Below are 26,318 nucleotides of genomic sequence, written 5' to 3' on the forward strand. Positions count from 1 at the left end.
GAAACATGCGCTATTCAGACGATATCATTGAAGAAGTCAGAATGAAGAATGATATTGTAGACGTTGTATCCCAGTATGTGAAGCTGACGAGAAGAGGAAGCACCTATTTCGGACTGTGTCCTTTCCATAATGAGAAGACGCCGTCCTTTTCGGTGACACCCTCGAAGCAGATGTATTACTGTTTCGGCTGCGGAGCAGGGGGAAATGTTTTTAACTTTGTAATGGAATATGAGAATTATACTTTCGGGGAGGCATTACAGCATCTGGCAGACAGAGCAGGAGTGCAGCTGCCGAAGATCGAGTATTCCAGGGAAGCCAGACAGAAGGCAGAAGAGAGAGCTGCTCTTCTGGAGATCAACAAGCTGGCTGCCAGATACTTTTATTACCAGCTGCGCAGGGAGAGCGGAAAAACAGCTTACGCGTACCTTACAGGCAGAGGGTTAAGTGAGGAGACCATTAAGAAATTCGGTCTGGGCTATTCCGACAAGTTCAGCGATGACCTGTACAAATTCCTGAAATCAAAGAATTACAGCGATATGCTGCTGAGGGATTCCGGACTTTTTAATGTAGATGAACGTCATGGAATGTACGATAAGTTCTGGAACCGTGTGATCTTTCCCATCATGGATGTGAATAACCGTGTGATCGGGTTCGGAGGAAGAGTAATGGGCGACGGGAAACCGAAATACCTGAATTCTCCGGAAACGAAGATCTTCGACAAGAGCCGGAACCTGTACGGACTGAATGTGGCGAGAACAACCAGGAAAAATTATCTGATCCTGTGCGAGGGATACATGGATGTGATCTCCATGCACCAGGCAGGATTTACCAATGCAGTAGCATCATTGGGAACAGCGCTGACATCCGGGCATGCAAGCCTGCTGAAGCGCTATACTCAGGAGGTTCTGCTTCTCTACGACAGCGATGATGCAGGAGTGCGTGCAGCACTTCGTGCTATTCCTATTCTGAGAGAGGCGGGAGTGACATCCAGGGTGGTGAATTTAAGACCTCATAAAGACCCGGATGAATTTATCAAGGCACTGGGTGGTGAGGAATTCGAGAAGCGTCTGGAACAGGCCATGGACAGCTTTATGTTCCGGGTGCATATGGCACAGAGGGAATTTTCCATGAAAGAACCCCAGGGACAGAACCGGTTCTTCGAACGATGTGCGCAGATGCTTCTGGAGCTGAGCGATGAGCTGGAGAGAAATCTTTATATAGAGGCTATTGTAAAAGATTACAGAAACTATGGGATCAGTGTGGAGGATCTGAGAAAAAGGGTGAACACGCTGGCACTGAAAGGAACGCCTGCAGAGCAGAGGGTGCAGCCGAAACAGACCGGCACCCAGCAGAAAAAAAAGGAGAACGCAGGGGAGAAAGCACAGAAACTGATGCTTACCTGGCTGGTAACCTATCCGGGAATCTTTGAAACTGTGGAGAAATATATCCAGCCTGCAGACTTTATCGTGCCCCTGTACAGACAGGTGGCAGAAATGTTGTATGAACAGCATGTGCAGGGAGATGTAAACCCTGCAAGACTTTTGAATTCCTTTATAGACAGTGACGAACAGAGAGAAGTTTCGTCCCTGTTTAATGCAACGATCCACCTGGAAAATGCCCAGGAACAGGATCGTGCATTTGCGGATACGGTACTCAGGATCAAAGAGGAGAGCCTGAAGGATAAAAATAAAAACTGGGATCCCACAGATATGCAGGGGCTTCAGGAGATCGTAAAAGCAAAAAAGGAACTGGAAGATCTCGGAAGAAAGCGGCAGCAGCTGCATATTTCTTTCGAATAAGGATAAAATATAAACACTATATGGAGGTATAGAGCACATATGGAAATGAATATGGGTAAATTCAGTGAGAAACTGGTAGAACTTCTGGAACTTGCCAAGAAGAAAAAGAATGTACTGGAGTATCAGGAGATCAACGATTTCTTTAAGGATCAGCCGCTGGGAGTGGAGCAGATGGAGAAAGTCTTCGACTTCCTGGAAGCCAGCGGAGTAGATGTGCTTAGGATCACAGACAATAATGCAGATGATATGCTTCTGGACGATGGAGATGATATTGACAAGATCGGCGAGGAAGAGGAGATCGAACTTGACAAGATCGACCTTTCCGTACCTGAGGGCGTCAGCATCGAAGATCCGGTCCGTATGTATCTGAAAGAGATCGGTAAAGTTCCGCTTCTTTCTGCAGAAGAAGAAATTGAACTTGCCAAAAGAATGGAGAACGGTGATGAGGCAGCGAAGAAACGTCTGGCAGAAGCCAACCTTCGTCTGGTTGTCAGCATTGCGAAAAGATATGTAGGCCGTGGAATGCTTTTCCTTGACCTGATCCAGGAAGGAAACCTTGGTCTGATCAAAGCTGTAGAGAAATTTGACTACCGCAAGGGATATAAGTTCAGTACCTATGCAACCTGGTGGATCCGTCAGGCTATTACCAGAGCCATCGCAGACCAGGCAAGAACCATCCGTATCCCGGTTCATATGGTTGAGACGATCAACAAGCTGATCCGCGTTTCCCGTCAGTTACTGCAGGAGCTTGGACGTGAACCTACGCCGGAAGAGATTGCAGCAGAGATGGATATGTCTGTGGAACGTGTCCGTGAGATCCTGAAGATTTCCCAAGAACCGGTTTCCCTGGAAACTCCTATCGGTGAAGAGGAAGACAGCCATCTGGGAGATTTCATCCAGGATGACAATGTTCCGGTACCTGCAGATGCAGCAGCATTTACACTTCTTAAGGAACAGCTGGTGGAAGTCCTCAGTACTCTTACAGACAGAGAGCAGAAAGTTCTCAGACTGCGTTTCGGTCTGGATGACGGACGTGCCAGAACACTGGAAGAAGTAGGAAAAGAATTTAATGTAACAAGAGAACGTATCCGTCAGATCGAGGCCAAAGCTCTTCGTAAATTACGTCATCCGAGCCGCAGCCGTAAGCTGAAGGATTACCTGGATTAAGGAGCCTGTTATGCAGCTTTCACTACGTTTGTCTGCAGTGGCAGGCCTGGTAACCAGGGGAAACAGACTGGCAGATGTAGGATGCGATCATGGTTATCTGCCGGTATATCTGTATCAGAAAGGGATCATTCCTCATGGGATCGCCATGGATGTCCGCCCGGGTCCTTTGTCCAGGGCGCAGGAACATATTGCACAGTATGGACTGGAACAGTACATAGAAACCCGGCTCTCCGATGGACTGGAGAAGCTGGAAGCAGGGGAGGCAGATACGCTTGTGATCGCAGGAATGGGCGGCCCTCTTATGGAAAGGATCCTCACAGACGGTGAGGCAGTCCGGGAAAGTTTCCGGGAGATGATCCTGCAGCCGCAGTCTGATATTCCACATTTCCGCAGATTTATAAAGGAGATCGGGTGGAAGATCGTGGAGGAGGAGATGATCCTGGAAGATGGGAAATTCTATCCCATGATGAAGGTCATTCCCGGAGAAAAGGAGCATATTTGTGCAGATACGCCTTATACTTTAAGTGAGTGGTTCGGCAGTATGCTTCTGGAGCGGAAACACCCTGTTCTGAAGGAGTATCTGGAAAGAGAGCTCCGCATCCGCAATGAGATCCTTGATAAATTAAAGAAAGCGCCTGATGCCAAGAAACGGACAGGTGAGATAGAGGAGGAGAAGCAGGCGATCATCGCTGCTTTAAAGGAATATGAAAGCATATGAACTGACCTCCTGGCTGGAGAAGAAGTATCCTGCAGATGCAGCAGAAGACTGGGATAATGTAGGACTTCTCACAGGAGATGATACCAATGAGATCAGCCATGTATTTCTGGCTTTGGATCTGACAGAGGAAACACTGGCTGAAGCCATAGAGGATGGAGCGGATATGATCATTACCCACCATCCCATGATCTTTTCCGGGATCAAGAAGATCAATAATCATAATTTTACAGGGAGAAAGATCATAAAACTGATCCAGAAGGGAATTGTCTATTATGCCATGCATACCAATTATGATGTGCTGGGCATGGCAGATTTAAGTGCAGATTATACGAAGATGCACAATACGACAGTTCTTTCTGTAACTGAAGAGAGAAACGGTGAGGTGCAGGGATTCGGCAGGGTCGGAGACCTTCCGGAAGAGATGACTCTGAGGGCGTATGCGCAGCTGATCAAGAAATCCCTGAAATTAAATGATGTGAAGGTCTATGGTGACCTGGATGCCAAAGTAAAGCGTGCAGCCGTCTGTACAGGATCAGGTAAGAGCATGATCAAAGATGCCATTAAGGCAGGTGCAGATGTGTACGTGACCGGTGATATCGATCATCATACCGGAATCGATACCGTTGCCCAGGGACTGGCACTGATCGACGCCGGACACTATGGAACAGAATATGTTTTTATGGATGCGATGAAGAAAGAACTGGAACAGGCTTTTCCCAAGCTGAAGATTTCCAGTGCAGAAGTAAAGAGCCCGTACACAATTTTGTGATACGGGTTCTTACCATATTGTCGGCATAACAGAAATGGAGGCAGGATTTATGGAACAGAAAATGTATCATGTTACAATAAAGGGAGAGACGAAGGAATATCCGGAAGGAATCCCTTACAGTGAGATTGTGAAAGAATACGAAGGTGCCGGTGATGCGCCGGTGATCCTGGTGCTGGTGGATGGAAGGCTGAGAGAACTGCATAAACGGCTGAAAGGTGACTGTACCATTGAATGCGTGACAACCAGTGATCCGATCGGACATCAGACTTATAAGAGAAGCGCCTGCCTGATCCTTCTGAAGGCCATCTATGATGTGGCAGGGCAGGAGAACATAGATAAGGTAGTGATTCACTATTCAGTGGGAAGCGGGTATTATTTTACAATGAAGGGCGGTACTGAGCTGACACAGGAATTTATTGATCAGGTAAAGAGCCGGATGCATGAGATCGTAGATGCCCGTCTGCCGATTCAGAAGAGAAGCGTCAGCACAGATGATGCCATTGCCATGTTCCATAAATATCATATGTACGATAAGGAACGGCTGTTTTATTACAGAAGAGTATCCAGGGTAAATCTCTACAGTATAGAGAATTTCGAAGATTATTTCTATGGATTTATGGCAAATCATACAGGGTATATTCAGTATTTTGACCTGTTTTTATATGAAGGAGGATTTATCCTTCAGCTGCCGAACCAGGCCGAACCGGATAAAATCCCGGAATTCAGACCCCAGGAAAAGATCTTTCATGTACAGAGGGAATCTCAGGAGTGGGGAGACCGTCTGGATATCTCCACAGTGGGAGAAATGAATGACAAAGTGACCCATGGAGGGATCCAGGATATTCTGCTGATCCAGGAAGCCATGCAGGAGGGCAGGATTTCGGAAATTGCAGCCCAGATCGCAGCTGCCGGAAATAAGAAGTTCGTAATGATCGCAGGTCCGTCTTCTTCTGGAAAGACCACATTTTCCCACAGATTGTCTATCCAGCTGGCTGCACACGGGATGAAACCTCATCCCATCGCAGTAGATAATTATTTCGTGAACAGGGAATTTACCCCTGTGGATGAATTTGGAGAGAAGAATTTCGAATGCCTGGAAGCCATTGATGTGAAACAGTTCAACCAGGATATGTTAGACCTGCTGGATGGAAAGCGCGTGGAGCTTCCTGTCTTTAATTTCAAGACAGGACATAGGGAATATAAGGGCGACTTCCTTCAGCTTGGAAAAGAGGATGTTCTGGTCATCGAGGGAATTCATGGATTGAATGACAAATTAAGCTATGCACTGCCCCAAGAGAGCAAGTTTAAAATCTATATCAGTGCATTGACTCAACTGAATATTGATGAGCATAACCGGATTCCCACTACTGACGGCAGGCTGATCCGCAGGATTGTAAGAGATGCACGTACCAGAGGAACTTCCGCGAAGGAGACCATCGCCAGGTGGCCCTCTGTGCGCAGGGGAGAGGAACAGAATATCTTTCCGTTCCAGGAAGAAGCAGATGTGATGTTTAATTCTGCGCTGATCTATGAACTTGCGTGCCTGAAGGTTTATGCAGAACCGTTGCTGTTCGGAATTGATAAAAATGAGCCGGAATATGCAGAAGCGAAAAGGCTTCTGAAATTCTTTGATTATTTTCTGCCTGTTCCAAGTGAGGCAGTGCCCCATAATTCCATTCTGAGAGAATTTATCGGGGGAAGCTGTTTCAATGTATAAAAGGAATGGCAAAATAGCTTTACAAGTAAAAAAAATCGTGTTAGAATAGCACTTGCGCAACCAGGCCAGGTAATCGCGGCTGAACAGACGAAAGGGTTCAGACGAGGAAAGTCCGGGCTTCGCAGGGCAGGATGCCGGATAACGTCCGGTGGAGGTGACTCCCAGACCAGTGCAACAGAAATAAACCGCCTCACCTGTTGAGGTAAGGGTGGAAAGGTAGTGTAAGAGACTACCGCCGTCCTGGTAACAGGCCGGGCACATGTAAACTCCATTCGAAGCAAGACCGAATAGAAAGCGATACGGCTGCCCGTCGTGCTTTCAGGTGGGTCGCTTGAGCCCTATGGCAACGTAGGGCCTAGACAGATGATTACCCAATGACATAACCCGGCTTATCGGTCTGATTGCGTATAAGAATAAGAAATTGAGATCTCACTGCTGATGTGGAAAATTTGTCTGCGTCAGTCGGTGAGATTTTTTTGCATAGAAAATTATTCTTAACTGCATTACAACTGGGAAATCTGATACAGGCGGATGTTTCAGCAAATAAGATTCCTGTATACGAAAAAATGATAGAATAAAAATAACCGGGAACAACGATGGCTCCCGGTTATGTAAAGATTCATATGAGGTACTGCTGATTATTTATTGCGTTTGCCAGTATATTTCTCTTCACAGTATTTGCATCTGTAAACTTCGTTCTCTTCATCTGCAAGAACAAATACCTGATCAAGACCCTGCTCAATAGAAGTGATGCAGCGGGGATTCTTGCATTTGATCACATTTACAACCTGTTTTGGAAGTTTCAGGTCTTTCTTTGCAACAATTTTCTCATCTTTGATGATGTTTACAGTAATGTTATGGTCAATGAAACCAAGGATATCCAGATCAAGATTCTCAATCGGGCATTCGACCTTGATGATATCTTTCTTTCCCATTTTGTTGCTGCGTGCGTTCTTGATGATCGCAACAGTACAGTCAAGTTTATCAAGCTTCAGATCATGATAGATAGTCATGGCCTTGCCGGCTTTGATATGGTCTAATACATAACCTTCACGAAGTGCGCCAACATTTAACATGGTAATTTTACCTCCAGTAATGTGAGAATCAGGGCCATACGTACATATACACCGTACTGCACCTGTTTGAAATAAGCTGCTCTCGGGTCAGAATCTACTTCTGTTGCGATTTCGTTTACACGTGGAAGTGGATGAAGGATATACATATCATCCTTTGCAAGCTCCAGTTTCTGTTTATCCAGAATATAGAAATCTTTCATGCGGACATAATCTTCCTCATTGAAGAAACGTTCTTTCTGTACACGTGTCATGTACAGGATATCAAGTTCAGGTAAAGCGTCTTCAAGTCTCTCGACTTCCTGGAACTCAACATTGTTCTTCTTCAGGACATCTTCGCGGATGTAACTTGGGATACGAAGTTCTTCCGGTGAGATCAGTATAAACTTCACATTGTTGTAACGTACAAGTGCCTCGATCAGGGAGTGAACGGTACGTCCGAATTTCAGGTCACCGCACAGACCGATAGTAATGTTGTCTAAACGTCCCTTAAGAGAACGAATGGTAAGTAAATCAGTTAATGTCTGGGTAGGATGTTGATGACCACCGTCACCGGCGTTGATAACAGGAATAGAAGAAGCCATAGAAGCTACTAACGGAGCGCCCTCTTTCGGGTGACGCATAGCACAGATATCTGCATAACAGGAAACGACACGAATCGTATCAGCAACACTTTCGCCTTTGGAAGCGGAACTGGAATCAGCTGATGAAAAACCAAGGACTTTACCGCCGAGATTCATCATAGCAGCTTCAAAGCTGAGGCGGGTACGGGTACTTGGTTCGTAGAATAAGGTGGCAAGTCTCTTATCATCGCAGACATGTGCGTATTTATCAGGGTGTTTCTCAATATCACTGGCCAGGTCGAGAAGAGTGTTAAGCTCGTCTACAGACAGGTCAAGTGGACTCATTAAGTGTCTCATTTCATACCTCCATATTTTGTTGGTGCAGGAATTTTCGTAATCCTTCTTAACATCATATAATAATCAGGTATATTTTTCAAGATAGTTTTCCAAGTATTTTTTCAAAAAAAAGTCCGGTTCCGAACCACAGAGGCGCATAGTCAAAACGGATCACGCCCATGAAGTTGAAAGGGGAACTGCTGTAGTCCCAGGGACACATGTGAAAACGGCGCAAAAGGGTTCCACTTAAGAATTCTACGAAAAAAATCCCCACTGTGTAGATACAGCCGCGGATAAATGTGGACACTTTGGAAAGTCTGGCTGAAACAGGACGGATAATTGTGGCACAGCCATAGATGGGAAACATTAAAAGAGAGGTCCGGGCAGTCATGGTAAGTTCACCGGCCAGTATGGAATGGAGCCCTGTCCAGAGGATTTCCAGGCACCATCCTATAAAGCCGCAGATCAGAAAGTTTTTTTTCAAATCAGGATTCCTCCTTTACATAAATTTAACCTGTTTGTAGTATTGCCTGCCTTGAAAAAAACATACGTCTGGGCTATAATGAGCGAAAGCAGAATGTTACTGTAAATGGTAACAAATGAATTACATAAGAAAATATAAGGAGCCAAAAACATGAATTATCAGGAAAGCCGGGAATACATAGACAGAGTTACACGGGAAATTCCCAGTGTACTTGGACTGGATCATATGCGGGAGATGATGAAACGTCTTGGAAATCCCCAGGATGATCTGAAGTATGTCCATGTAGCCGGCACGAATGGCAAAGGATCTGTCATCGCATTTCTCTATTCTGTATTATCAGAAGCAGGATACCGGGTAGGCAGATATGTATCCCCAACTCTTTATTCCTACAGAGGAAGAATGGAGATTTCAGGAAAGAGGATCAGCCGGGACAGCTTTGCCGCATATATGACACAGGTAGCAGATGTGATCGCTGCCATGACAGAGGACGGATATCCTCATCCCACAGCATTTGAGATCGAGACGGCTGTGGCATTTCTGTTTTTCAGAAACGAGAACTGTGATCTCGTACTTCTTGAAGTCGGAATGGGCGGAAATCTGGACGCCACCAACATTATCAAAAACACCATGCTGTCCGTGCTGGTATCCATAAGCATGGATCACATGTCTTTTCTTGGAAATACCCTGGGGGAAATCGCTGAGAAAAAAGCAGGAATCATAAAAGAGAACAGCCACGTTGTCACCTCTCTTCAGAAAAAAGAGGCCATGGACGTAATATGCAGTCAGTGTGAGAAATGCCATGCAGAATGTGTTGTGGCAGACCCGGGTAAGGCACAGGTACTGGCAGAAAGCTGTCTGGGTCAGACGCTTCTGTATGAGGGAGAAAAGTATGAGATCCCCCTGGCAGGTGTCTATCAGAAAGAGAACGCAGTGGTTGCTTTGAATGCCCTGAAAGTGCTGGATACCCTTGGCTTTGCTTCCACACCGGAACAGAAGAAAGCGGGAATGAAGCATACAGTCTGGAATGGAAGATTCACAGTTCTTTGTACAGAGCCCCTTTTCGTAGTGGACGGAGCACATAATCCGGCAGCAGCAGACATGATGGCTGCATCTATTGAACATTATTTCAAAGGGAAACGTCTGATCTATATCATGGGCGTTTTCGGAGATAAGGATTACAGGAGTGTAGTGGCGAAAACAGTACCTTACGCAGACAAGATACTGACCATCCAGACACCGAACAATGAGCGTGCCCTTCCTGCTGCGAAGCTGGCTGAGACAGTGAAGGAATTCCATAAAGATGTCCAGGCCCGGGAATCCATAGAGCAGGCGGTGGAGACTGCCTTCAGACTGGCACATAAGGAGGATGTGATCCTCGCTTTCGGTTCTCTGTCGTTTATCGGAGAGATGACAGACCTGGTGGAGAAAGAGAAGAAACGAGAGGGAAAACAGAAATGATCGATTTACAGGAATGCAGAGATGAGATCGATGTGATCGACAGCGAGATCATACGTCTTTTTGAAAAAAGAATGAAAGTCTGCGAGGATGTTGCAGAATATAAGATCCGTACAGGCAAAAAAGTCCTGGATCCGGAACGTGAGAGGAAGAAACTGGAAGTATTAAGGGAAAAGGCCCACGGCGAGTTCAACCGGCTGGGAGCACAGGAACTGTTTCAGCAGATCATGGCTATCAGCCGTAAGAGACAGTATCAGCTTCTCAATGAGCATGGAGTGGAAGATGATGAGAAACTGGAGATGGTAGATCATCTGCCGCTGGAAAATGTGACCGTGGTGTTCCAGGGAGTAGAGGGAGCGTACAGCTATGCTGCCATGCGGGAATATTTTTCTGATGAGATCAGAAGCTTCCATGTGAAGACCTGGAGAGATGCCATGGAAGAAGTGGCAGAGGGACGTGCAGATTATGCAGTGCTTCCTATCGAGAATTCCACAGCAGGGATCGTGGCAGGAATCTATGATCTGCTGGCAGAGTATGATCTGAGCATTGTAGGAGAGCAGATCATACGTCCGGAGCATGTGCTTCTGGGCATGCCGGATGCTTCCCTGGAAGATATTACCTGCGTATGCTCTCATCCTCAGGCACTGGCACAGTGCGGCAAATATCTGGAAGCCCATCCGGGCTGGAAGACCAGAGAGATGGAAAATACGGCAGGTTCTGCCAAACAGGTCAAAGAAGACGGGGATAAAACCCAGGCAGCCATTGCCAGCAGACAGGCGGGAGAACTTTATGGACTGAGGATCCTGGCAGAGAATATCTGCTACAATGGACAGAATGCCACCCGGTTTATCATTGTAAGCAAGAAGCCGATCTATGTGAAAGATGCCCATAAGATCAGCATTTTCTTCGAACTGCCTCACGAAAGCGGAACCCTTTATAACATGCTTTCCCATATTATTTATAACGGACTGAACATGACGAAGATCGAGTCACGCCCTATTGCGGGACGTACCTGGGAGTACCGGTTCTTCGTGGATTTCGAAGGAAACTTAAAGGACAGTGCTGTGAAGAATGCACTGAGAGGGATCGAGGCGGAAGCGAACAGAATGAGGATCCTGGGAAATTATTAATACGACGGAAAAACCAAATAGAGTAAATTTAGAGGAAGAAATAATAATGGCAAGATTAAATGAATGTATACTTTATCGTAACTTTGAACACGGAGAGATCCTGGAGAAAATGGCAGGCCTGATGAATGCCTGGGAGAAGAAAGATCCGAAGCTTCAGGAAATGGAAGGCGTATTTTTCGAATGTGCCAATGGACTGGTGGAAAATGCAGGGATGTATGGATTTTCTGGAAACCTCTGGCACTGCTACCTTACATTTCTGCTGGTAAACAATGAGAATGCGTTCAGTACAGCCAGTGAGATCAGAGGTGCGGTAGAGGGAAGCATTAACGAACTTGCGTTAAATGATTTCGGTGTATTCAAGGAACTGTATGATTTCGACTTGAGTGTACTGGATGAGGCTTTCGGCATTTCCTGCTGCAGAGTTCTCTGTGATTACACAAACACAGGAAGCAACAGTAAGATGTTTAATTCCCGCATCAGAGACCGTATCTGCGAGATGAGCAAAACTCTGGCAGAAGCCCGGACAGCAGAAGAATTTATGGCAGATATGGTACAGTTCTATAAAGACTTCGGTGTAGGCAAGCTGGGACTTCACAAAGCATTCCGTGTAGGTCATGATGAGAATGATAACGTCGTGATCCAGCCTATCACCAGGATCGCACATGTGAAACTGGAAGACCTGGTAGGATATGAGATCCCGAAACAGAAACTCATCGAGAACACAGAAGCCTTTGTCAGAGGCAAAAAAGCCAACAACTGTCTGTTGTTCGGTGATGCAGGTACAGGTAAATCCTCCAGTATCAAAGGAATCCTGAACAGATATTATGATGAGGGACTTCGTATCATTGAGGTGTACAAGCATCAGTTCCAGGATCTGAATGATGTGATCGCACAGATCAAGAACAGAAACTATAAATTTATTATTTATATGGATGATCTTTCCTTTGAGGAATTTGAAATCGAATATAAGTATCTGAAAGCAGTGATCGAAGGCGGTCTGGAGAAGAAACCGGATAACATTCTGATCTATGCTACAAGTAACCGCAGACATCTGGTAAGAGAGAAATCCAGTGACAAGCTGGAGATCATGGATGATGATGATCTGCATTCCTCTGATACCGTACAGGAGAAACTTTCCTTGGTATACAGATTCGGTGTCCGTATCTATTACGGCGCACCAAGCAAAAAGGAATTCCAGACCATCGTTAAAGAACTGGCACAGAGAAACAAGATTACCATGCCTGAGGAGGAGCTTTTGCTGGAGGCCAATAAATGGGAACTTTCCCACGGCGGCCTGACAGGAAGAACTGCACAGCAGTTCATTGACCATCTTCTGGGAACTGTGGAAAAGTAGCACCTTTTCTCAGAAGAAATAATCCAATCGGAAGGAGAAAACAATATGGCAGTCATGACTTTTGCAGCGATTGACATTGGTTCCTATGAAGTGAGCATGAAGATTTTCGAGCTGTCAAAAAGAATCGGATTTCGGGAGCTGAATGATGTAAGATATAGTCTGGAACTGGGAAAAGGCGCCTATGCCAATAGCAGAATCGACACGGAAATGCTGGATGTTCTCTGTGAGATCCTTAATGATTTCAAGAGACTGATGAAGGATTTCGGTGTAACGGAATACCGTGCCTGCGGTACCAGTGCATTCAGGGAGCTTGCCAATCCGCTGATCACAGTGGAACAGATCCTGCGTAGAACAGGGCTGAAGATCGAGGTTTTAAGCAGTGCAGAGCAGCATTTCCTGGGCTATAAATCGATTGCAGCCATTGAAAAAGGATTCAAGAAAATGATCCAGAAGGGAACTGCCATACTGGATGTAGGCGGCGGAAGCCTACAGGTTTCTCTTTTTGACAAGGATGCCCTGGTGACCACCCAGGGACTGAAAATGGGAAGCCTGCGTATCCGCCAGAGACTTCAGGAGCTGGAGAAATCCACCATCCATTATGATCAGCTTGTGGAGGAATTTATCCGCAATGACCTGACCAATTTCCAGCGTCTGTACCTGAAAGACAGGGATATTAAAAACGTGATCCTTATGGGAGATTTTATTACAGATATGATCTTCCAGGAGGAAATGGAAGATAAGATCATAACCAGGGATGAGTTCATGAAGCGTTATGAAGATACGGTAGGCAAATCTGATCATGTGTTGGCACAGGAGATGGAGATCGATCCGGAATATGCATCTCTGGTTGTGCCTACCATGGTTGTATGCAAAAATTTTATTGATATTTTCAATGCGGAATCCCTCTGGGCACCAGGGGTCTCTCTTCTTGACGGAATTGCCTATGATTATGCGGAGAAAAAGAAATTTATAAAGAGTGTACATAATTTCGAGAATGATATTCTGGTAACTTCCAGAAATATTGCGAAACGTTATTTCAGCAGCAAGAGTCATATTCAGGGTACCATGAACCTGTGTCTGGATATTTTTGACAGCATGAAGAAAGTTCACGGTATGGGATCCAGGGAACGTCTGCTCCTGCAGATCTCGGCATTGCTTCATGACTGCGGCAAATATATCAGTATGGGAAATGTGGCAGAGTGCTCTTACCAGATCATTATGTCCACGGATATTATCGGATTGTCTTCTCTTGAACGCAAGATGATCGCCTCTGCAGTGCGGTATAATACTTCCTCTTTCGGAGACTACGAGGAGCTTCAGATGATGGGGGCAGGCATTGACAGAGAGAGTTATATAAAGATCGCCAAGATGACAGCAATCCTCAGGCTGGCCAATGCCATGGACAGAAGCCATTGCCAGAAGGTAAAGGGGATCAAAACCGTGCTGAAAGACAGGGAACTGCAGATGGTGATGGATTCCACCCAGGATATTTCCCTGGAACTGGGACTTCTGAAGGATAAGGTTGCATTTTTTGAAGAAGTGTTTGGAATCCGTCTTGTACTCAGACGTAAAGGAAGGGCATAGAGGAGGTAGATTATGGAACTGGGAAAATTTGAGAAAAGCGAAAATTTTGTAAACCGTGAACTGAGCTGGCTGAAATTTGATGAGCGTGTACTCAGCGAGGCCAGGGACAAAAATCTGCCTCTTTTTGACAGACTGAAATTCTTAAGCATTACAGCTTCCAACCTGGATGAATTCTTTATGGTGCGTGTGGCTTCCCTGAAAGATCAGGTACACGCAGGATATCATAAGACAGATATCGCGGGAATGACTGCCAAAGAGCAGCTGAAAGAGATCAGTGCCAGAACTCATGAGCTGGTTCATGTTCAGTATAATACCCTGAACCGTTCCCTGCTCCCTGCGCTTGATAAAGTGGGACTTCATCTGGTGGCAGAGCATGAGAATCTGAGTGATGCCCAGAAGACTTTTGTAGACAGATATTTCGAAGATAATGTGTATCCTGTGCTTACACCTATGGCCATGGATTCTTCCAGACCGTTTCCGCTGATCAGAAACAAGACATTGAATATCGGTGCCCTGATCTCCAAGAAAGATAAAAAGGGCAAAGAAGAGCTGATGTTTGCCACTGTACAGGTTCCGTCTGTTCTTCCGAGGGTAGTGCAGATCCCTTCAAAAAAAGCAGAAGACACCACGGTGATCCTTCTGGAGGAGATCATAGAGAGAAATATTGATAAACTGTTTCTCAGTTATGATGTGGTATGTGCCCATCCTTACAGGATCATGCGTAATGCGGATCTGACTATTGACGAGGATGAGGCAGAGGACCTGCTGGTGGAGATCCAGAAGCAGCTGAAGAAACGCCAGTGGGGCGAGGTGATCCGTCTGGAAGTGGAAGATAAGATGGATAAACGTCTGCTGGATATTCTGAAGATGGAATTTGATATCAAAGACGCAGATATTTTTGCCATCAATGGACCTCTGGATCTGACCATGCTGATGAAGGTTTACGGAGCAGAAGGTTTTGATCAGTATAAAACACCACGTTATCAGCCGGCTCCTGTACCTGAATTTCAGAATGATAAAGATATTTTCCAGGTGATCCGTGAGGGAGATGTATTCCTACATCATCCATATATGAGTTTTGACCCTGTGGTAAATTTCGTGCGTCAGGCAGCGAAGGATCCGGAAGTTCTGGCCATCAAGCAGACCCTTTACCGTGTCAGCGGAAATTCTCCCATCATTGCGGCACTGGCACAGGCAGCAGAGAACGGCAAACAGGTTTCCGTACTGGTTGAGCTGAAGGCCCGTTTCGATGAAGAGAATAATATTGTGTGGGCGAAGAAACTGGAAAAAGCAGGCTGTCATGTTATTTACGGTCTGGTAGGTTTAAAGACACACAGTAAGATTACGCTGGTAGTAAGAAAAGAAGAAACAGGAATCCGCCGTTATGTACATCTGGCAACCGGTAACTATAATGATTCCACAGCCAAGCTTTATACAGACTGCGGTATTTTTACCTGCGATGAACGGTTCGGGGAAGATGCGACAGCAGTATTCAATATGCTGTCCGGTTATTCAGAACCGAAATGCTGGAATAAACTGATCGTGGCACCCATCTGGATGAAAAACAGATTTCTGGATATGATCGAAAGAGAAGCAGAGAATGCAAAGAAAGGACTTCCGGCAGGGATCAGGGCGAAGATGAATTCCCTCTGTGATCCGAAAATTATGGCAGCTCTTTATTATGCTTCTTCCTGCGGGGTGCAGGTGGAGCTGCTGGTGCGAGGCATCTGCTGTCTGAAAGCAGGGGTAGCCGGGCTCAGTGAAAATATCCATGTTCGTTCCATAGTAGGAGAATTTCTGGAGCACAGTCGTATTTTCTATTTCGAGAATGGTGGAAATCCGGAAATCTATATGGGAAGTGCTGACTGGATGCCGCGTAACCTGGATCGTCGTGTGGAGATCGTTTTCCCTGTAGAGGATGAAGAAATTAAGAAAGAACTTATCCATATCCTTGATCTGGAATTCAGGGACAATGTCAAGGCACATATCCTGCAGCCGGACGGAACCTATGAGAAACCGGACAGAAGAGGAAAAGCACAGATCAATTCCCAGATGGAATTCTGCATGGAGGCCACAGAGAAGGCTGTCTTTCATAAACATAAAACCCAGGCAGAGAAATCCAGAGTGTTTGTCCCGGCAGAACCGGCAGAGGATATTGAGGAATGATAAAAGGATATGCTCCAGCGCCTTTATAAGGCGCTGTGGGCGGCAGGTTCTGCAGATGAAAAACTGTCAGAATTGCATATAAAGTAGAAAAAATAAAATTTTTTAAAAAAAGTACTTGCATTTTAGAAAAAGATGGTGTATATTAAACAAGTCGACAGCGAAGAGCGAACGACAGAGAAACAGATGGCCAGTTGGTCAAGGGGTTAAGACGTCGCCCTCTCACGGCGAAAACACGGGTTCGATTCCCGTACTGGCTGCTATTAAATAGTGAGAACGAATGAAAAGTGATCAGAACGATGTTCTGGTCATTTTTTTTCGGATAAAACTCACCGGGACATTTTTTGTGAAAATGTGTACTTGAAATAAATTCATATTTCGTATATAATACGGAACAAACGTTCGAAATATAAACTTCGAATTCAGAGGTAAATAACAGTACACAGATTAATTATTATAGAAAGAAAGGAAATGTAACAGACATGGCAAAGAAAAACACCTATGATGCAGGGAGTATCTCTGTCCTGGAAGGCCTGGAGGCAGTTCGTAAGCGTCCCGGAATGTACATCGGAAGTGTTTCACGAAAGGGGCTTAATCATCTGATCTATGAGATCGTAGACAATGCTGTAGATGAACATCTGGCAGGCTACTGCAGTCTGATCCATGTGGTTTTGGAGAAAGACGGTTCCTGTACAGTCACAGATAACGGACGTGGAATTCCGGTAGATATGCATGAGAAAGGAGTATCAGCAGAGCGTCTGGTATTTACCACTCTTCATGCAGGCGGCAAATTCGATAATTCCGCTTATAAGACAAGTGGAGGACTTCATGGAGTAGGTTCTTCTGTTGTAAATGCCCTGTCTACATATCTTGACATTAAGATCAGCCGTGACGGATATGTTCACCATGATCATTATGAACGGGGAATTCCTACCATTGAACTGGAAGAGGGACTTCTGCCGAAATTAAGTAAGACCAGACAGACAGGAACCAGTATTAACTTTCTGCCTGATCCGGAGATCTTTGAGAAGACCAGATTTTCAGCAACAGAGGTAAAGAGCAGGCTTCATGAGACTGCATACCTGAATCCGGAACTGACCATTCACTTCGAGGATAAAAGAGGACAGGAGATTGAAGATATTACCTATCATGAACCGGATGGCATCATCGGATTTATCAAGGATCTGAACCACAGTGCGGAAGTTCTCCATGAGCCGGTTTATCTGAAGGGGGAAGCGGACGGCATTCAGGTGGAAGTGGCATTTCAGTTTACCAATGAGTTCCGTGAGAATGTGCTGGGCTTCTGTAATAACATTTATAATGCAGAGGGCGGTACTCATCTGACCGGATTTAAGACTACATTTACCACAGTGATGAATACTTATGCCAGAGAGATCGGTGTTCTGAAGGATAAAGATCCGAATTTCACAGGTGCAGATATCCGTAACGGAATGACAGCGGTCGTTTCCATTAAGCATCCGGAACCACGATTCGAGGGTCAGACCAAAACGAAGCTGGACAACCAGGATGCATCCCGTGCAACCGGTAAGGTTGTGGGAGAGCAGATGGTACTCTATTTCGACCGAAATCTGGAAACTCTTAAGACAATCCTCTCCTGTGCAGAGAAAGCTGCCAAGATTCGCAAGACAGAAGAGAGAGCCAAGATCAATCTTCTGACCAAACAAAAATATTCCTTTGATTCCAATGGAAAGCTGGCGAACTGCGAGAAGAAAGATCCTTCCCAGTGTGAGATCTTCATCGTAGAGGGAGATTCTGCCGGTGGTTCTGCCAAGACTGCCCGTAACCGTAATTATCAGGCAATCCTGCCGATCAGAGGTAAGATCCTGAACGTAGAGAAAGCAACCATTGATAAAGTACTTGCCAATGCGGAAATCAAGACCATGATCAATGCATTCGGCTGCGGATTCTCTGAAGGGTATGGAAATGACTTTGACATCACGAAACTTCGCTATGATAAGATCGTGATCATGGCAGATGCCGATGTGGATGGAGCACATATTTCCACACTGCTTCTTACATTATTCTACCGTTTCATGCCGGATCTGATCACAGAAGGACATGTGTACATCGCCATGCCGCCGCTGTATAAGGTTATGCCGAAGAAAGGGCAGGAAGAATATCTGTACGATGATAAGGCCCTGGAGAAATACAGACGCTCCCATAAAACAGGAAGTTTTACCCTTCAGAGATATAAAGGTCTGGGTGAAATGGATGCAGAACAGCTCTGGGAGACCACTCTGAATCCGGAAACCAGAATGATGAAGCGTGTGGAGATCGAGGATGCGAGACTTGCATCCAACGTGACAGAAGTTCTGATGGGAAGCGATGTCCCGCCGAGAAAGAAATTTATCTATGAGCATGCACAGGATGCAGAACTGGACATCTGATGTGTAACTGAATGGAGGAATGAAAGAAATGGAAACAAAACAGGAGAATGTAATCCCTACCGACTATGCGGAGGTCATGCAGAAATCCTATATCGATTATGCCATGAGCGTTATTATCTCCAGAGCCCTGCCGGATGTGCGTGACGGATTGAAGCCTGTACAGCGGAGAACCCTGTATGATATGTATGAACTGGGTATCCGCTATGACAGACCATACAGGAAATGTGCCCGTATCGTAGGGGATACCATGGGTAAATATCACCCTCACGGTGACAGTTCGATCTATGAAGCACTTGTAGTAATGGCGCAGGATTTCAAGAAAGGCAGAACACTGGTGGACGGACATGGAAACTTCGGTTCCATCGAGGGTGACGGTGCAGCTGCTATGCGATATACAGAGGCCAGACTGGAGAAACTGACACAGGATGTCTTTCTCGAAGACCTGGATAAGAATGTCGTAGACTTTATGCCGAACTTCGACGAGACAGAGAAGGAACCTGTGGTACTTCCTGTCAGAATCCCCAATCTGCTGGTAAATGGAGCAGATGGTATCGCAGTCGGTATGGCAACCAGCATTCCGCCTCACAATCTGGGTGAAGTGGTAGATGCGGTAAAAGCATATATGAAGAATAACGACATCAGTGTTAAAGGTCTGATGCGCTATCTGAAAGGACCGGACTTCCCCACAGGCGGCCTGGTAGTAAATAAAGATGATCTGCTCAAGATTTATGAGACAGGAACCGGTAAACTCCGTGTCAGAGGTAAAGTGGAGACCGTGAAGCTCAAAGGCGGCAGACAGCAGCTTGTGATTACGGAAATCCCATATACCATGATCGGTGCCAATATTGGAAAATTCCTGAATGATATTGCATCTCTTGTGGAAAACAAGAAGACAACAGATATCGTAGATATTTCCAACCAGTCTTCCAAAGAGGGAATCCGGATTGTTCTGGATCTGAAACGTGATGCAGATGTAGAGAACCTTACAAACATGCTCTATAAGAAGACCAAACTGGAAGATACCTTCGGTGTAAATATGCTGGCAGTTGCAGACGGCAGACCGGAAACTCTCAGTCTGAAACAGGTGATCGAACATCATGTAGATTTCGTATTTGATATTACCACCAGAAAATATACCACACTTCTGAACAAAGAGCAGGAGAAGAAAGAAATCCAGGAAGGTCTTATCAAGGCATGCGATGTGATCGACCTGATCATTGAGATCCTGCGCGGAAGCAAGAGCAGAGAACAGGTAAAAAAATGCCTGGTTGACGGTGCAACAGAAGGAATCAGGTTCAAGAGCAAATCCAGCGAGAAAGCTGCACAGAAACTGCGTTTCTCAGAGAAACAAGCAGCAGCAATCCTGGATATGCGTCTGTATAAGCTGATCGGTCTGGAGATCGAAGCGCTGCAGGCAGATTATGCAGAGACGATGAAGAACATTGCGCGATATGAAGATATCCTGAATAATTATGACTCCATGGCAGAAGTGATCATGAAAGATCTGGACCAGATCAAGAAAGAATATGGAACCAGACGCCGTACAGTGATCGAGAATGCAGAGGAAGTTGTATACGAAGAGAAGAAGATGGAAGAGATGGAAGTTACCTTCCTGATGGACCGCTTCGGATATATGAGGATCATTGACAAGTCTGCATACGAGAGAAACAAAGAAGCTGCCAATGCAGAGAATAAGTATGTATTTAACTGTATGAATACAGATAAGATCTGTATTTTTACAGATAACGGCAAGATGCACAGCATCAAAGTGGCAGATATCCCGCTGGTACGTTTCAGGGACAAGGGAACTCCGGCAGATAATCTGAGCAATTATGACAGCGCCCGGGAGCGGATGTTGTATGTGGCTCCTCTTGCTGCTGTGAAAGAATCTACGTTATTATTTGTAACAGCATCGTCTATGTGCAAACTGGTAGCAGGAGAGGAATTCGATGTGGCGAAGAGGACCATCGCATCCACCAAGCTGACAGAGGGGGATGAACTGATCTTCGTAGGCGCATCTGATGAAATGGAGCAGATCGTCCTTCAGAGTGAAGGAGGATATTTCCTCAGATTCCAGAAACAGGATGTTTCCACTGTGAAAAAGACTTCCATCGGTGTAAGGGGAATGAAACTTGCAGAAGGGGACAGACTTGCCCATGCATATCTTCTGGAATCCAGACAGGAGTACACCATCACACATCATGACAAGCCATATACTCTGAACAAGATAAAACTGGCCAAACGAGACAGTAAGGGAACGAAACCACGCATATAAAATCAGGCCGGAAAAGCTTTCAGGGTGAACAAATCCGGCAAAAACAAGGTTTTTACAGGAAAAGCCTTGCAATTGTAAAGAATTGGTGTTACAATACGGATAAATCAGAACTTGTAAACATGGGAGTGGGCGTAAGCCCACTCTTATTTGTTGCATAGAAAGGTAGGTGGGAAAATGAGCAGACGGGAAGAATATGAAAAGCGCGCAGAAGAACTTCTGGCACCGATCGTAGAGCAGAACGGATTTGAACTGGTAGATGTAGAATATGTCAAAGAGGCAGGAACCTGGTATCTGAGAGGATACATTGATAAAGAGGGCGGGATCACAGTGAATGACTGTGAGACAGTCAGCAGAGCTTTCAGCGACAGACTGGATGAGAATGATTTTATTGAAGACAGTTATATTATGGAGATCAGTTCGCCGGGACTGGACAGACCGCTGAAGAAAGAGAAAGATTTCAAAAGAAACATGGGGAAACCGGTGGAGGTCCGCACCTATCGGCCGATCGAGAAGCAAAAAGAGTTCTGTGGTGTTTTAACCGCATATGATAGTAACAGTGTGACAATCGATGAGGACGGAAACGAGCGCGTTTTTGATAAAAAGGACATTGCCCTGATACGTCCGGCAATAGAGTTTTAGATAAATTCAGGAGGATAAGAAAAAAATGAACAAAGAGTTAATGGAGGCGCTGGATATTCTGGAAAAAGAAAAAAATATCAGCAAAGACACCCTGCTTGAGGCAATTGAACAGTCTTTGATCCAGGCTTGCAAGAACCATTTCGGCAAAGCTGACAATGTACATGTGACCATTAATCCGGAAACATGTGATTTCGCAGTATATGCTGACAGAACCGTTGTAGAATATGTAGAAGATCCTGCAATGGAGATTTCACTGACAGATGCACAGAAGATCACTTCCAGAGCTGAGATCGGTGGAATGGTTCAGGTTCCGGTCCAGTCAAAGGAATTCGGACGTATCGCAACACAGAATGCCAAGAACGTGATCCTGCAGAAGATCCGTGAAGAAGAGCGCAAGGTACTCTTCGATGAATATTACGGCAAAGAGAAAGAAGTAGTGACCGGTATTGTACAGCGTATCATGGGCAAGAATGTAAGCATTAACCTGGGCAAGGCAGATGCTGTCCTCAGCGAAAATGAGCAGGCGAAAGGGGAAACCTTCCAGCCTACTGAGAGGATCAAAGTGTATATCCTGGAAGTTAAGGATACACCGAAAGGTCCGCGTATCCTGGTATCCAGAACCCATCCTGGTCTTGTAAAACGTCTCTTTGAGTCTGAAGTAGCAGAAGTCAAAGACGGAACTGTTGAGATCAAGAGCATTGCCCGTGAGGCTGGTTCCCGTACAAAGATCGCTGTATGGAGCAATGATCCGGACGTAGATCCGGTAGGTGCCTGTGTAGGTATGAACGGAGCGCGTGTCAACGCGGTAGTGGATGAACTCCGCGGAGAGAAGATCGATATCATCAACTGGGATGAGAACCCGGCAATCCTCATTGAGAACGCATTAAGCCCGGCGAAAGTTATCGCAGTTATGGCAGATCCGGATGAGAAGACTGCACTGGTTGTAGTTCCGGATTATCAGCTTTCCCTTGCCATCGGTAAGGAAGGACAGAATGCACGTCTGGCAGCCAGACTGACAGGATTCAAGATCGACATCAAGAGTGAGACCCAGGCAAGAGAGTCCGGTGACTTCTATGACTATGATGAGGAAGAAACTGAAGAAGAAACAGCAGAGGATGCAGCAGAAGAAACTGTAACTGAAGAAGATGCAGCAGCAGAGGAGATTCCGGCTGAGGAAGATCCGACAGAAGTTCAGGAAGCAGAAGAGAATGAAGACGAAGACTAAGATTCCCATGCGCCAGTGTACAGGTTGCAGGGAAATGAAAAGCAAGAAAGAAATGATCAGAGTTTTAAAGACCACAGAAGATGAGATCGTACTTGATACTACCGGTAAGAAGAATGGCAGAGGCGCGTATCTCTGCTTTTCCAGAGACTGCTTGGAAAAAGCGATCAGGAATCATGGTCTTGAGCGCTCACTGAAAACTGCGGTTCCCGATGAAGTATATGAACGACTGAAAAAGGAGCTGGAAGATATTGAAAAATAACAAAGTACTGTCGCTGATAGGGCTGGCTACCAAGGCTGGCAAGACCGTAAGCGGGGAATTTTCCACAGAGAAATCTGTTAAGACCGGAAAAGGACTGCTTGTGATCGTAGCTGAGGATGCCTCCGAGAATACAAAGAAGAAATTTCGGAACATGTGCAGCTTTTATGAAGTTCCGATCTACTTCCTCTCAGATAAAGAGAGTTTAGGCAGAGCAATGGGAAAGGAGTACCGTGCCTGTCTGGCTGTCCAGGATGAGAACTTTGCGAAAGCAATCATGAAGGAGGTATAGCAATTGTCTAAATTGCGGGTACATGAGCTGGCAAAAGAGCTTGGACGACAGAACAAAGAAGTAATCGAGTTTCTGAAATCCAGAGGTGTTGAAGTCAGGAGCCATATGAGTATGGTGGATGAGCCTCTGATTTCGGTGGTAAAGAATAGATTTTCAAATAATAACAGGGGAAAGGAGCATATTGCGAAATTGGATACTCCCAAGACAGAAGAAAAGGTTGTAACAGCAAAATCTGAAGGAGATAAAGCTGAAACACCTAAAAAGAAAAAAAATATTATCCGCGTTTACCATGCACAGAATGCAAGTGACGGAGGAAAAACAACAAGAAAGAAACCGGCAAAAGCCGAAGGCGAGAGAACAGGTGCGCCAAGAAATACAGAAGGAAAATCTTCTGATAACAGAACAGATGGTGAAAGACCAAGAAGAAATAATGGAGACCGTTCCAATGCCGGTAACAGAAGACCGCAGGGAGACGGAAACCGTCAGGGAAGATCCCAGGGCGAAGGCAGAGCTCAGGGCGATGGAAATCGTCAGGGCGGACGCTTCGGCGGTCAGGGAAGATCCCAGGGTGACGGACAGGGACGCCAGGGCGGAAGACCACAGGGCGATGGAAATCGTCAGGGTGGACGTTTCGGTGGCCAGGGAAGATCCCAGGGTGATGGACAGGGACGCCAGGGCGGAAGACCACAGGGCGATGGAAATCGTCAGGGTGGACGTTTCGGCGGCCAGGGAAGATCTCAGGGCGATAACCGTCAGGGAGGCAGACCACAGGGTAATGGTCAGGGTCGTCCGGATGGAAACAGAAGTGAGGGACGCGACGGACGCTTCGGCGGTGGTCAGGGACGTCAGGGACAGCGCCAGAATACCAGAAAGAATGATGATATGGTATTTGCACCGGAACTGACTAAGACTTCCAAAGACAGCAAGAGAGAGCGCGACAGAGAAAACAAGAATAAGAAGAAAGATTTCGATAAGAGCCAGGGCGGCGGACGCAGACCAAATCAGGGTGGATTCAACAAGAATTCCAGAATCCCGAAAGCTCTGCAGAAACCAACTCCACAGCCAAAACAGGAAGAAAAGAAACCTGAGGTTAAAGAAATCACACTTCCGGAGAAGATGACAATCCGTGAACTGGCAGAAGCAATGAAGATGCAGCCGTCAGTGATCGTTAAGAAACTCTTCATGGAAGGTATGATGGTTACTGTAAACCATGAGATCGACTTTGAGAAAGCTCAGGAGATCGCTCTGGATTACGATATCATCGCAGAAAAAGAAGAGAAAGTGGACGTCATCGAAGAACTCCTCAAAGAGGACGAAGAAGACGAGAAAGATATGGTTCCGAGACCACCTGTAGTTTGTGTTATGGGTCATGTCGATCATGGTAAAACATCTCTTCTGGATGCAATCCGTAAGACAAACGTAACACGCGGCGAGGCCGGCGGTATCACACAGCATATCGGTGCTTCTGTAGTAGAGGTTAACGGTCAGAAGATCACATTCCTGGATACACCTGGACATGAAGCTTTTACAGCCATGCGTATGCGTGGTGCAAACTCCACAGATATCGCAGTTTTGGTCGTAGCAGCAGACGATGGTGTAATGCCTCAGACTGTAGAGGCTATCAGCCATGCAAAAGCAGCAGGTGTTGAGATCATCGTTGCCATCAACAAGATTGATAAACCAAGTGCAAATATCGAACGTGTAAAACAGGAACTTTCCGAGTATGAACTCATTCCGGAAGACTGGGGCGGAAGTACAATCTTCGTTCCTGTATCTGCACACACAGGAGAAGGAATCGATACTCTTCTTGAGATGATCCTTCTTACAGCAGAAGTCTGCGAACTCAAAGCAAACCCGAATCGTGAAGCAAGAGGTCTAGTGATCGAGGCGCAGCTTGATAAAGGTAAAGGTCCGGTTGCTACTATCCTTGTTCAGAAAGGTACTCTCCATGTAGGAGACTTCATTGCAGCAGGAGCATGCAGCGGTAAGGTTCGTGCCATGATGGACGACAAGGGACGCAGGATCAAAGAAGCAGGTCCGTCTACTCCTGTAGAGATCCTCGGACTTGGTGATGTTCCGAATGCAGGTGAGATTCTTCTTGCATTTGAGAGCGATAAAGAAGCGAAGAATTTCGCAGGTGCATTTGTATCTGAGAACAAGAACCGTCTTCTTGAGGAAACGAAGGGCAAACTGTCTCTGGATAATCTCTTTGACCAGATTCAGGCAAGTGATCTGAAAGAGCTGCCGATCATCGTCAAAGCAGACGTACAGGGATCCGTAGAAGCCGTAAAACAGAGCTTAACAAAGCTTTCCAACGAAGAAGTAGTTGTAAAAGTAATCCATGGCGGTGTTGGTGCTGTCAATGAATCTGACGTAAGTCTTGCAGCTACATCTAATGCGATTATCATCGGATTTAACGTTCGTCCTGATGCAACAGCAAAACAGCTTGCTGAGCAGGAAGGCGTAGATCTTCGTCTGTACAGAGTCATTTATCAGGCAATCGAAGACGTAGAATCTGCTATGAAGGGTATGCTGGATCCTGTATACGAGGAGAAAGTCATAGGTCATGCAGAAGTACGTCAGCTGTTCAAGGCATCCGGCGTTGGAACGATCGCAGGAAGCTATATCCTGGATGGTGTCTTCCAGAGAAACTGCAAGGTTCGTATTTCCAGAGAAGGCGAGCAGATCTTCGAAGGTGAACTTGCATCCCTGAAGAGATTCAAGGACGATGTTAAGGAAGTTAAGGCAGGATACGAGTGTGGTCTTGTATTTGACGGATTTAACGATGTCAAGGAAGAAGATAAAGTAGAAGCTTATATCATGGTAGAGGTGCCAAGGTAGTCAATGTAAATAAGGGGTGCGCGATTCATGGTGTTACGGACAGCGTGACGCGCACCTTTTTATAAGAGAT

At 45.8% G+C, this 26,318-nt stretch carries 20 protein-coding genes, 1 tRNA gene and 1 other RNA gene; 19 read left to right on the plus strand and 3 right to left on the minus strand.

Annotated features, from left to right (window positions below):
* Positions 1-5 precede the first annotated feature (5 nt).
* The 6 genes from dnaG to rnpB all read left to right on the plus strand — a co-directional run bounded on the left by dnaG (position 6) and on the right by rnpB (position 6,578).
* A complete protein-coding gene (gene dnaG / locus R8695_RS04865; RefSeq protein WP_118508539.1) occupies positions 6-1,799 on the plus strand; it encodes a DNA primase in 1,794 nt (597 codons plus the stop codon).
* A 39-nt stretch (positions 1,800-1,838) separates the two neighbouring features.
* Positions 1,839-2,966, plus strand: a complete 1,128-nt coding sequence (rpoD, locus tag R8695_RS04870; protein ID WP_118508540.1) for an RNA polymerase sigma factor RpoD — start codon at positions 1,839-1,841, stop codon at positions 2,964-2,966.
* Positions 2,967-2,976: 10 nt separating this feature from the next.
* Positions 2,977-3,684 carry a tRNA (adenine(22)-N(1))-methyltransferase gene (locus R8695_RS04875; RefSeq protein WP_154779684.1) on the plus strand — a complete coding sequence of 236 codons (708 nt, stop codon included), beginning with the start codon at positions 2,977-2,979 and terminating at the stop codon, positions 3,682-3,684.
* Entirely contained in the window at positions 3,671-4,453 is a 783-nt protein-coding gene (locus R8695_RS04880; protein ID WP_154779685.1) for a Nif3-like dinuclear metal center hexameric protein, read from the plus strand. Before R8695_RS04875 ends, R8695_RS04880 begins: the two co-directional genes overlap by 14 nt.
* A 49-nt stretch (positions 4,454-4,502) precedes the next feature.
* Positions 4,503-6,170, plus strand: a complete 1,668-nt coding sequence (locus R8695_RS04885; RefSeq protein ID WP_154779686.1) for a nucleoside kinase — start codon at positions 4,503-4,505, stop codon at positions 6,168-6,170.
* A gap of 57 nt (positions 6,171-6,227) precedes the next feature.
* Positions 6,228-6,578: RNase P RNA component class A (gene rnpB, locus R8695_RS04890), an RNA gene on the plus strand.
* Between the two features lie 230 nt (positions 6,579-6,808).
* On the opposite strand, the gene R8695_RS04895 is transcribed toward rnpB, so the two are convergent.
* The 3 genes from R8695_RS04895 to R8695_RS04905 all read right to left on the minus strand — a co-directional run bounded on the left by R8695_RS04895 (position 6,809) and on the right by R8695_RS04905 (position 8,626).
* Entirely contained in the window at positions 6,809-7,246 is a 438-nt protein-coding gene (locus tag R8695_RS04895; protein ID WP_118508544.1) for an aspartate carbamoyltransferase regulatory subunit, read from the minus strand.
* A complete protein-coding gene (gene pyrB, locus R8695_RS04900; protein ID WP_118508545.1) occupies positions 7,240-8,163 on the minus strand; it encodes an aspartate carbamoyltransferase in 924 nt (307 codons plus the stop codon). Before pyrB ends, R8695_RS04895 begins: the two co-directional genes overlap by 7 nt.
* A gap of 76 nt (positions 8,164-8,239) precedes the next feature.
* On the minus strand, positions 8,240-8,626 hold the full coding sequence (locus R8695_RS04905; protein WP_154779687.1) for a putative ABC transporter permease: 387 nt from the start codon (positions 8,624-8,626) through the stop codon (positions 8,240-8,242).
* 150 nt (positions 8,627-8,776) lie between these two features.
* Here R8695_RS04905 and R8695_RS04910 point away from each other — a divergent pair, with 150 nt between their 5' ends.
* The 13 genes from R8695_RS04910 to infB all read left to right on the plus strand — a co-directional run bounded on the left by R8695_RS04910 (position 8,777) and on the right by infB (position 26,248).
* Complete coding sequence (locus R8695_RS04910; RefSeq protein ID WP_154779688.1) at positions 8,777-10,084, plus strand: bifunctional folylpolyglutamate synthase/dihydrofolate synthase; 1,308 nt, start codon at positions 8,777-8,779, stop codon at positions 10,082-10,084.
* Positions 10,081-11,211, plus strand: a complete 1,131-nt coding sequence (pheA, locus tag R8695_RS04915; RefSeq protein WP_154779689.1) for a prephenate dehydratase — start codon at positions 10,081-10,083, stop codon at positions 11,209-11,211. Before R8695_RS04910 ends, pheA begins: the two co-directional genes overlap by 4 nt.
* Before the next feature lie 46 nt (positions 11,212-11,257).
* Complete coding sequence (locus tag R8695_RS04920) at positions 11,258-12,565, plus strand: ATP-binding protein (protein ID WP_118508549.1); 1,308 nt, start codon at positions 11,258-11,260, stop codon at positions 12,563-12,565.
* A gap of 45 nt (positions 12,566-12,610) precedes the next feature.
* Positions 12,611-14,149: a Ppx/GppA phosphatase family protein gene (locus R8695_RS04925; protein ID WP_154779690.1), complete on the plus strand. Its 1,539-nt coding sequence runs from the start codon at positions 12,611-12,613 to the stop codon at positions 14,147-14,149.
* Between the two features lie 12 nt (positions 14,150-14,161).
* Positions 14,162-16,315, plus strand: a complete 2,154-nt coding sequence (locus R8695_RS04930) for an RNA degradosome polyphosphate kinase (RefSeq protein WP_154779691.1) — start codon at positions 14,162-14,164, stop codon at positions 16,313-16,315.
* A gap of 185 nt (positions 16,316-16,500) precedes the next feature.
* A tRNA-Glu gene (locus R8695_RS04935) sits at positions 16,501-16,572 on the plus strand.
* Positions 16,573-16,794: 222 nt separating this feature from the next.
* Positions 16,795-18,720: a DNA gyrase/topoisomerase IV subunit B gene (locus tag R8695_RS04940; protein WP_154779692.1), complete on the plus strand. Its 1,926-nt coding sequence runs from the start codon at positions 16,795-16,797 to the stop codon at positions 18,718-18,720.
* A gap of 28 nt (positions 18,721-18,748) precedes the next feature.
* The gene (locus tag R8695_RS04945; protein ID WP_118508553.1) at positions 18,749-20,995 is read left to right on the plus strand and encodes a DNA gyrase/topoisomerase IV subunit A; all 2,247 of its coding nucleotides are present in this window, start codon (positions 18,749-18,751) and stop codon (positions 20,993-20,995) included.
* 174 nt (positions 20,996-21,169) lie between these two features.
* Entirely contained in the window at positions 21,170-21,634 is a 465-nt protein-coding gene (locus R8695_RS04950; RefSeq protein WP_118508554.1) for a ribosome maturation factor RimP, read from the plus strand.
* 25 nt (positions 21,635-21,659) lie between these two features.
* Positions 21,660-22,859 carry a transcription termination factor NusA gene (gene nusA, locus R8695_RS04955; RefSeq protein ID WP_154779693.1) on the plus strand — a complete coding sequence of 400 codons (1,200 nt, stop codon included), beginning with the start codon at positions 21,660-21,662 and terminating at the stop codon, positions 22,857-22,859.
* Complete coding sequence (gene rnpM, locus R8695_RS04960) at positions 22,843-23,118, plus strand: RNase P modulator RnpM (RefSeq protein ID WP_154779694.1); 276 nt, start codon at positions 22,843-22,845, stop codon at positions 23,116-23,118. Before nusA ends, rnpM begins: the two co-directional genes overlap by 17 nt.
* On the plus strand, positions 23,108-23,407 hold the full coding sequence (locus tag R8695_RS04965) for a L7Ae/L30e/S12e/Gadd45 family ribosomal protein (RefSeq protein ID WP_118508557.1): 300 nt from the start codon (positions 23,108-23,110) through the stop codon (positions 23,405-23,407). The genes rnpM and R8695_RS04965 overlap by 11 nt, the downstream gene beginning before the upstream one ends.
* 3 nt (positions 23,408-23,410) lie before the next feature.
* Positions 23,411-26,248 (plus strand): translation initiation factor IF-2, encoded by a 2,838-nt coding sequence (gene infB / locus R8695_RS04970; protein WP_154779695.1) that lies wholly within the window; start codon positions 23,411-23,413, stop codon positions 26,246-26,248.
* The last annotated feature ends 70 nt before the right edge of the window (positions 26,249-26,318 follow it).

It is taken from the genome of Blautia luti, assembly GCF_033096465.1.
Taxonomy (GTDB): Bacteria; Bacillota; Clostridia; order Lachnospirales; family Lachnospiraceae; genus Blautia_A; species Blautia_A luti.

What these genes read in the sequence shown, in the direction of transcription:
- dnaG (WP_118508539.1), top strand. Translation starts at nt 6, where the DNA reads ATGCGCTATTCAGACGATATCATTGAAGAAGTCAGAATGAAGAATGAT.
- rpoD (WP_118508540.1), top strand. Translation starts at nt 1,839, where the DNA reads ATGGAAATGAATATGGGTAAATTCAGTGAGAAACTGGTAGAACTTCTG.
- R8695_RS04875 (WP_154779684.1), top strand. Translation starts at nt 2,977, where the DNA reads ATGCAGCTTTCACTACGTTTGTCTGCAGTGGCAGGCCTGGTAACCAGG.
- R8695_RS04880 (WP_154779685.1), top strand. Translation starts at nt 3,671, where the DNA reads ATGAAAGCATATGAACTGACCTCCTGGCTGGAGAAGAAGTATCCTGCA.
- R8695_RS04885 (WP_154779686.1), top strand. Translation starts at nt 4,503, where the DNA reads ATGGAACAGAAAATGTATCATGTTACAATAAAGGGAGAGACGAAGGAA.
- R8695_RS04895 (WP_118508544.1), bottom strand. Translation starts at nt 7,246, where the DNA reads ATGTTAAATGTTGGCGCACTTCGTGAAGGTTATGTATTAGACCATATC.
- pyrB (WP_118508545.1), bottom strand. Translation starts at nt 8,163, where the DNA reads ATGAGACACTTAATGAGTCCACTTGACCTGTCTGTAGACGAGCTTAAC.
- R8695_RS04910 (WP_154779688.1), top strand. Translation starts at nt 8,777, where the DNA reads ATGAATTATCAGGAAAGCCGGGAATACATAGACAGAGTTACACGGGAA.
- pheA (WP_154779689.1), top strand. Translation starts at nt 10,081, where the DNA reads ATGATCGATTTACAGGAATGCAGAGATGAGATCGATGTGATCGACAGC.
- R8695_RS04920 (WP_118508549.1), top strand. Translation starts at nt 11,258, where the DNA reads ATGGCAAGATTAAATGAATGTATACTTTATCGTAACTTTGAACACGGA.
- R8695_RS04925 (WP_154779690.1), top strand. Translation starts at nt 12,611, where the DNA reads ATGGCAGTCATGACTTTTGCAGCGATTGACATTGGTTCCTATGAAGTG.
- R8695_RS04930 (WP_154779691.1), top strand. Translation starts at nt 14,162, where the DNA reads ATGGAACTGGGAAAATTTGAGAAAAGCGAAAATTTTGTAAACCGTGAA.
- R8695_RS04940 (WP_154779692.1), top strand. Translation starts at nt 16,795, where the DNA reads ATGGCAAAGAAAAACACCTATGATGCAGGGAGTATCTCTGTCCTGGAA.
- R8695_RS04945 (WP_118508553.1), top strand. Translation starts at nt 18,749, where the DNA reads ATGGAAACAAAACAGGAGAATGTAATCCCTACCGACTATGCGGAGGTC.
- R8695_RS04950 (WP_118508554.1), top strand. Translation starts at nt 21,170, where the DNA reads ATGAGCAGACGGGAAGAATATGAAAAGCGCGCAGAAGAACTTCTGGCA.
- nusA (WP_154779693.1), top strand. Translation starts at nt 21,660, where the DNA reads ATGAACAAAGAGTTAATGGAGGCGCTGGATATTCTGGAAAAAGAAAAA.
- rnpM (WP_154779694.1), top strand. Translation starts at nt 22,843, where the DNA reads ATGAAGACGAAGACTAAGATTCCCATGCGCCAGTGTACAGGTTGCAGG.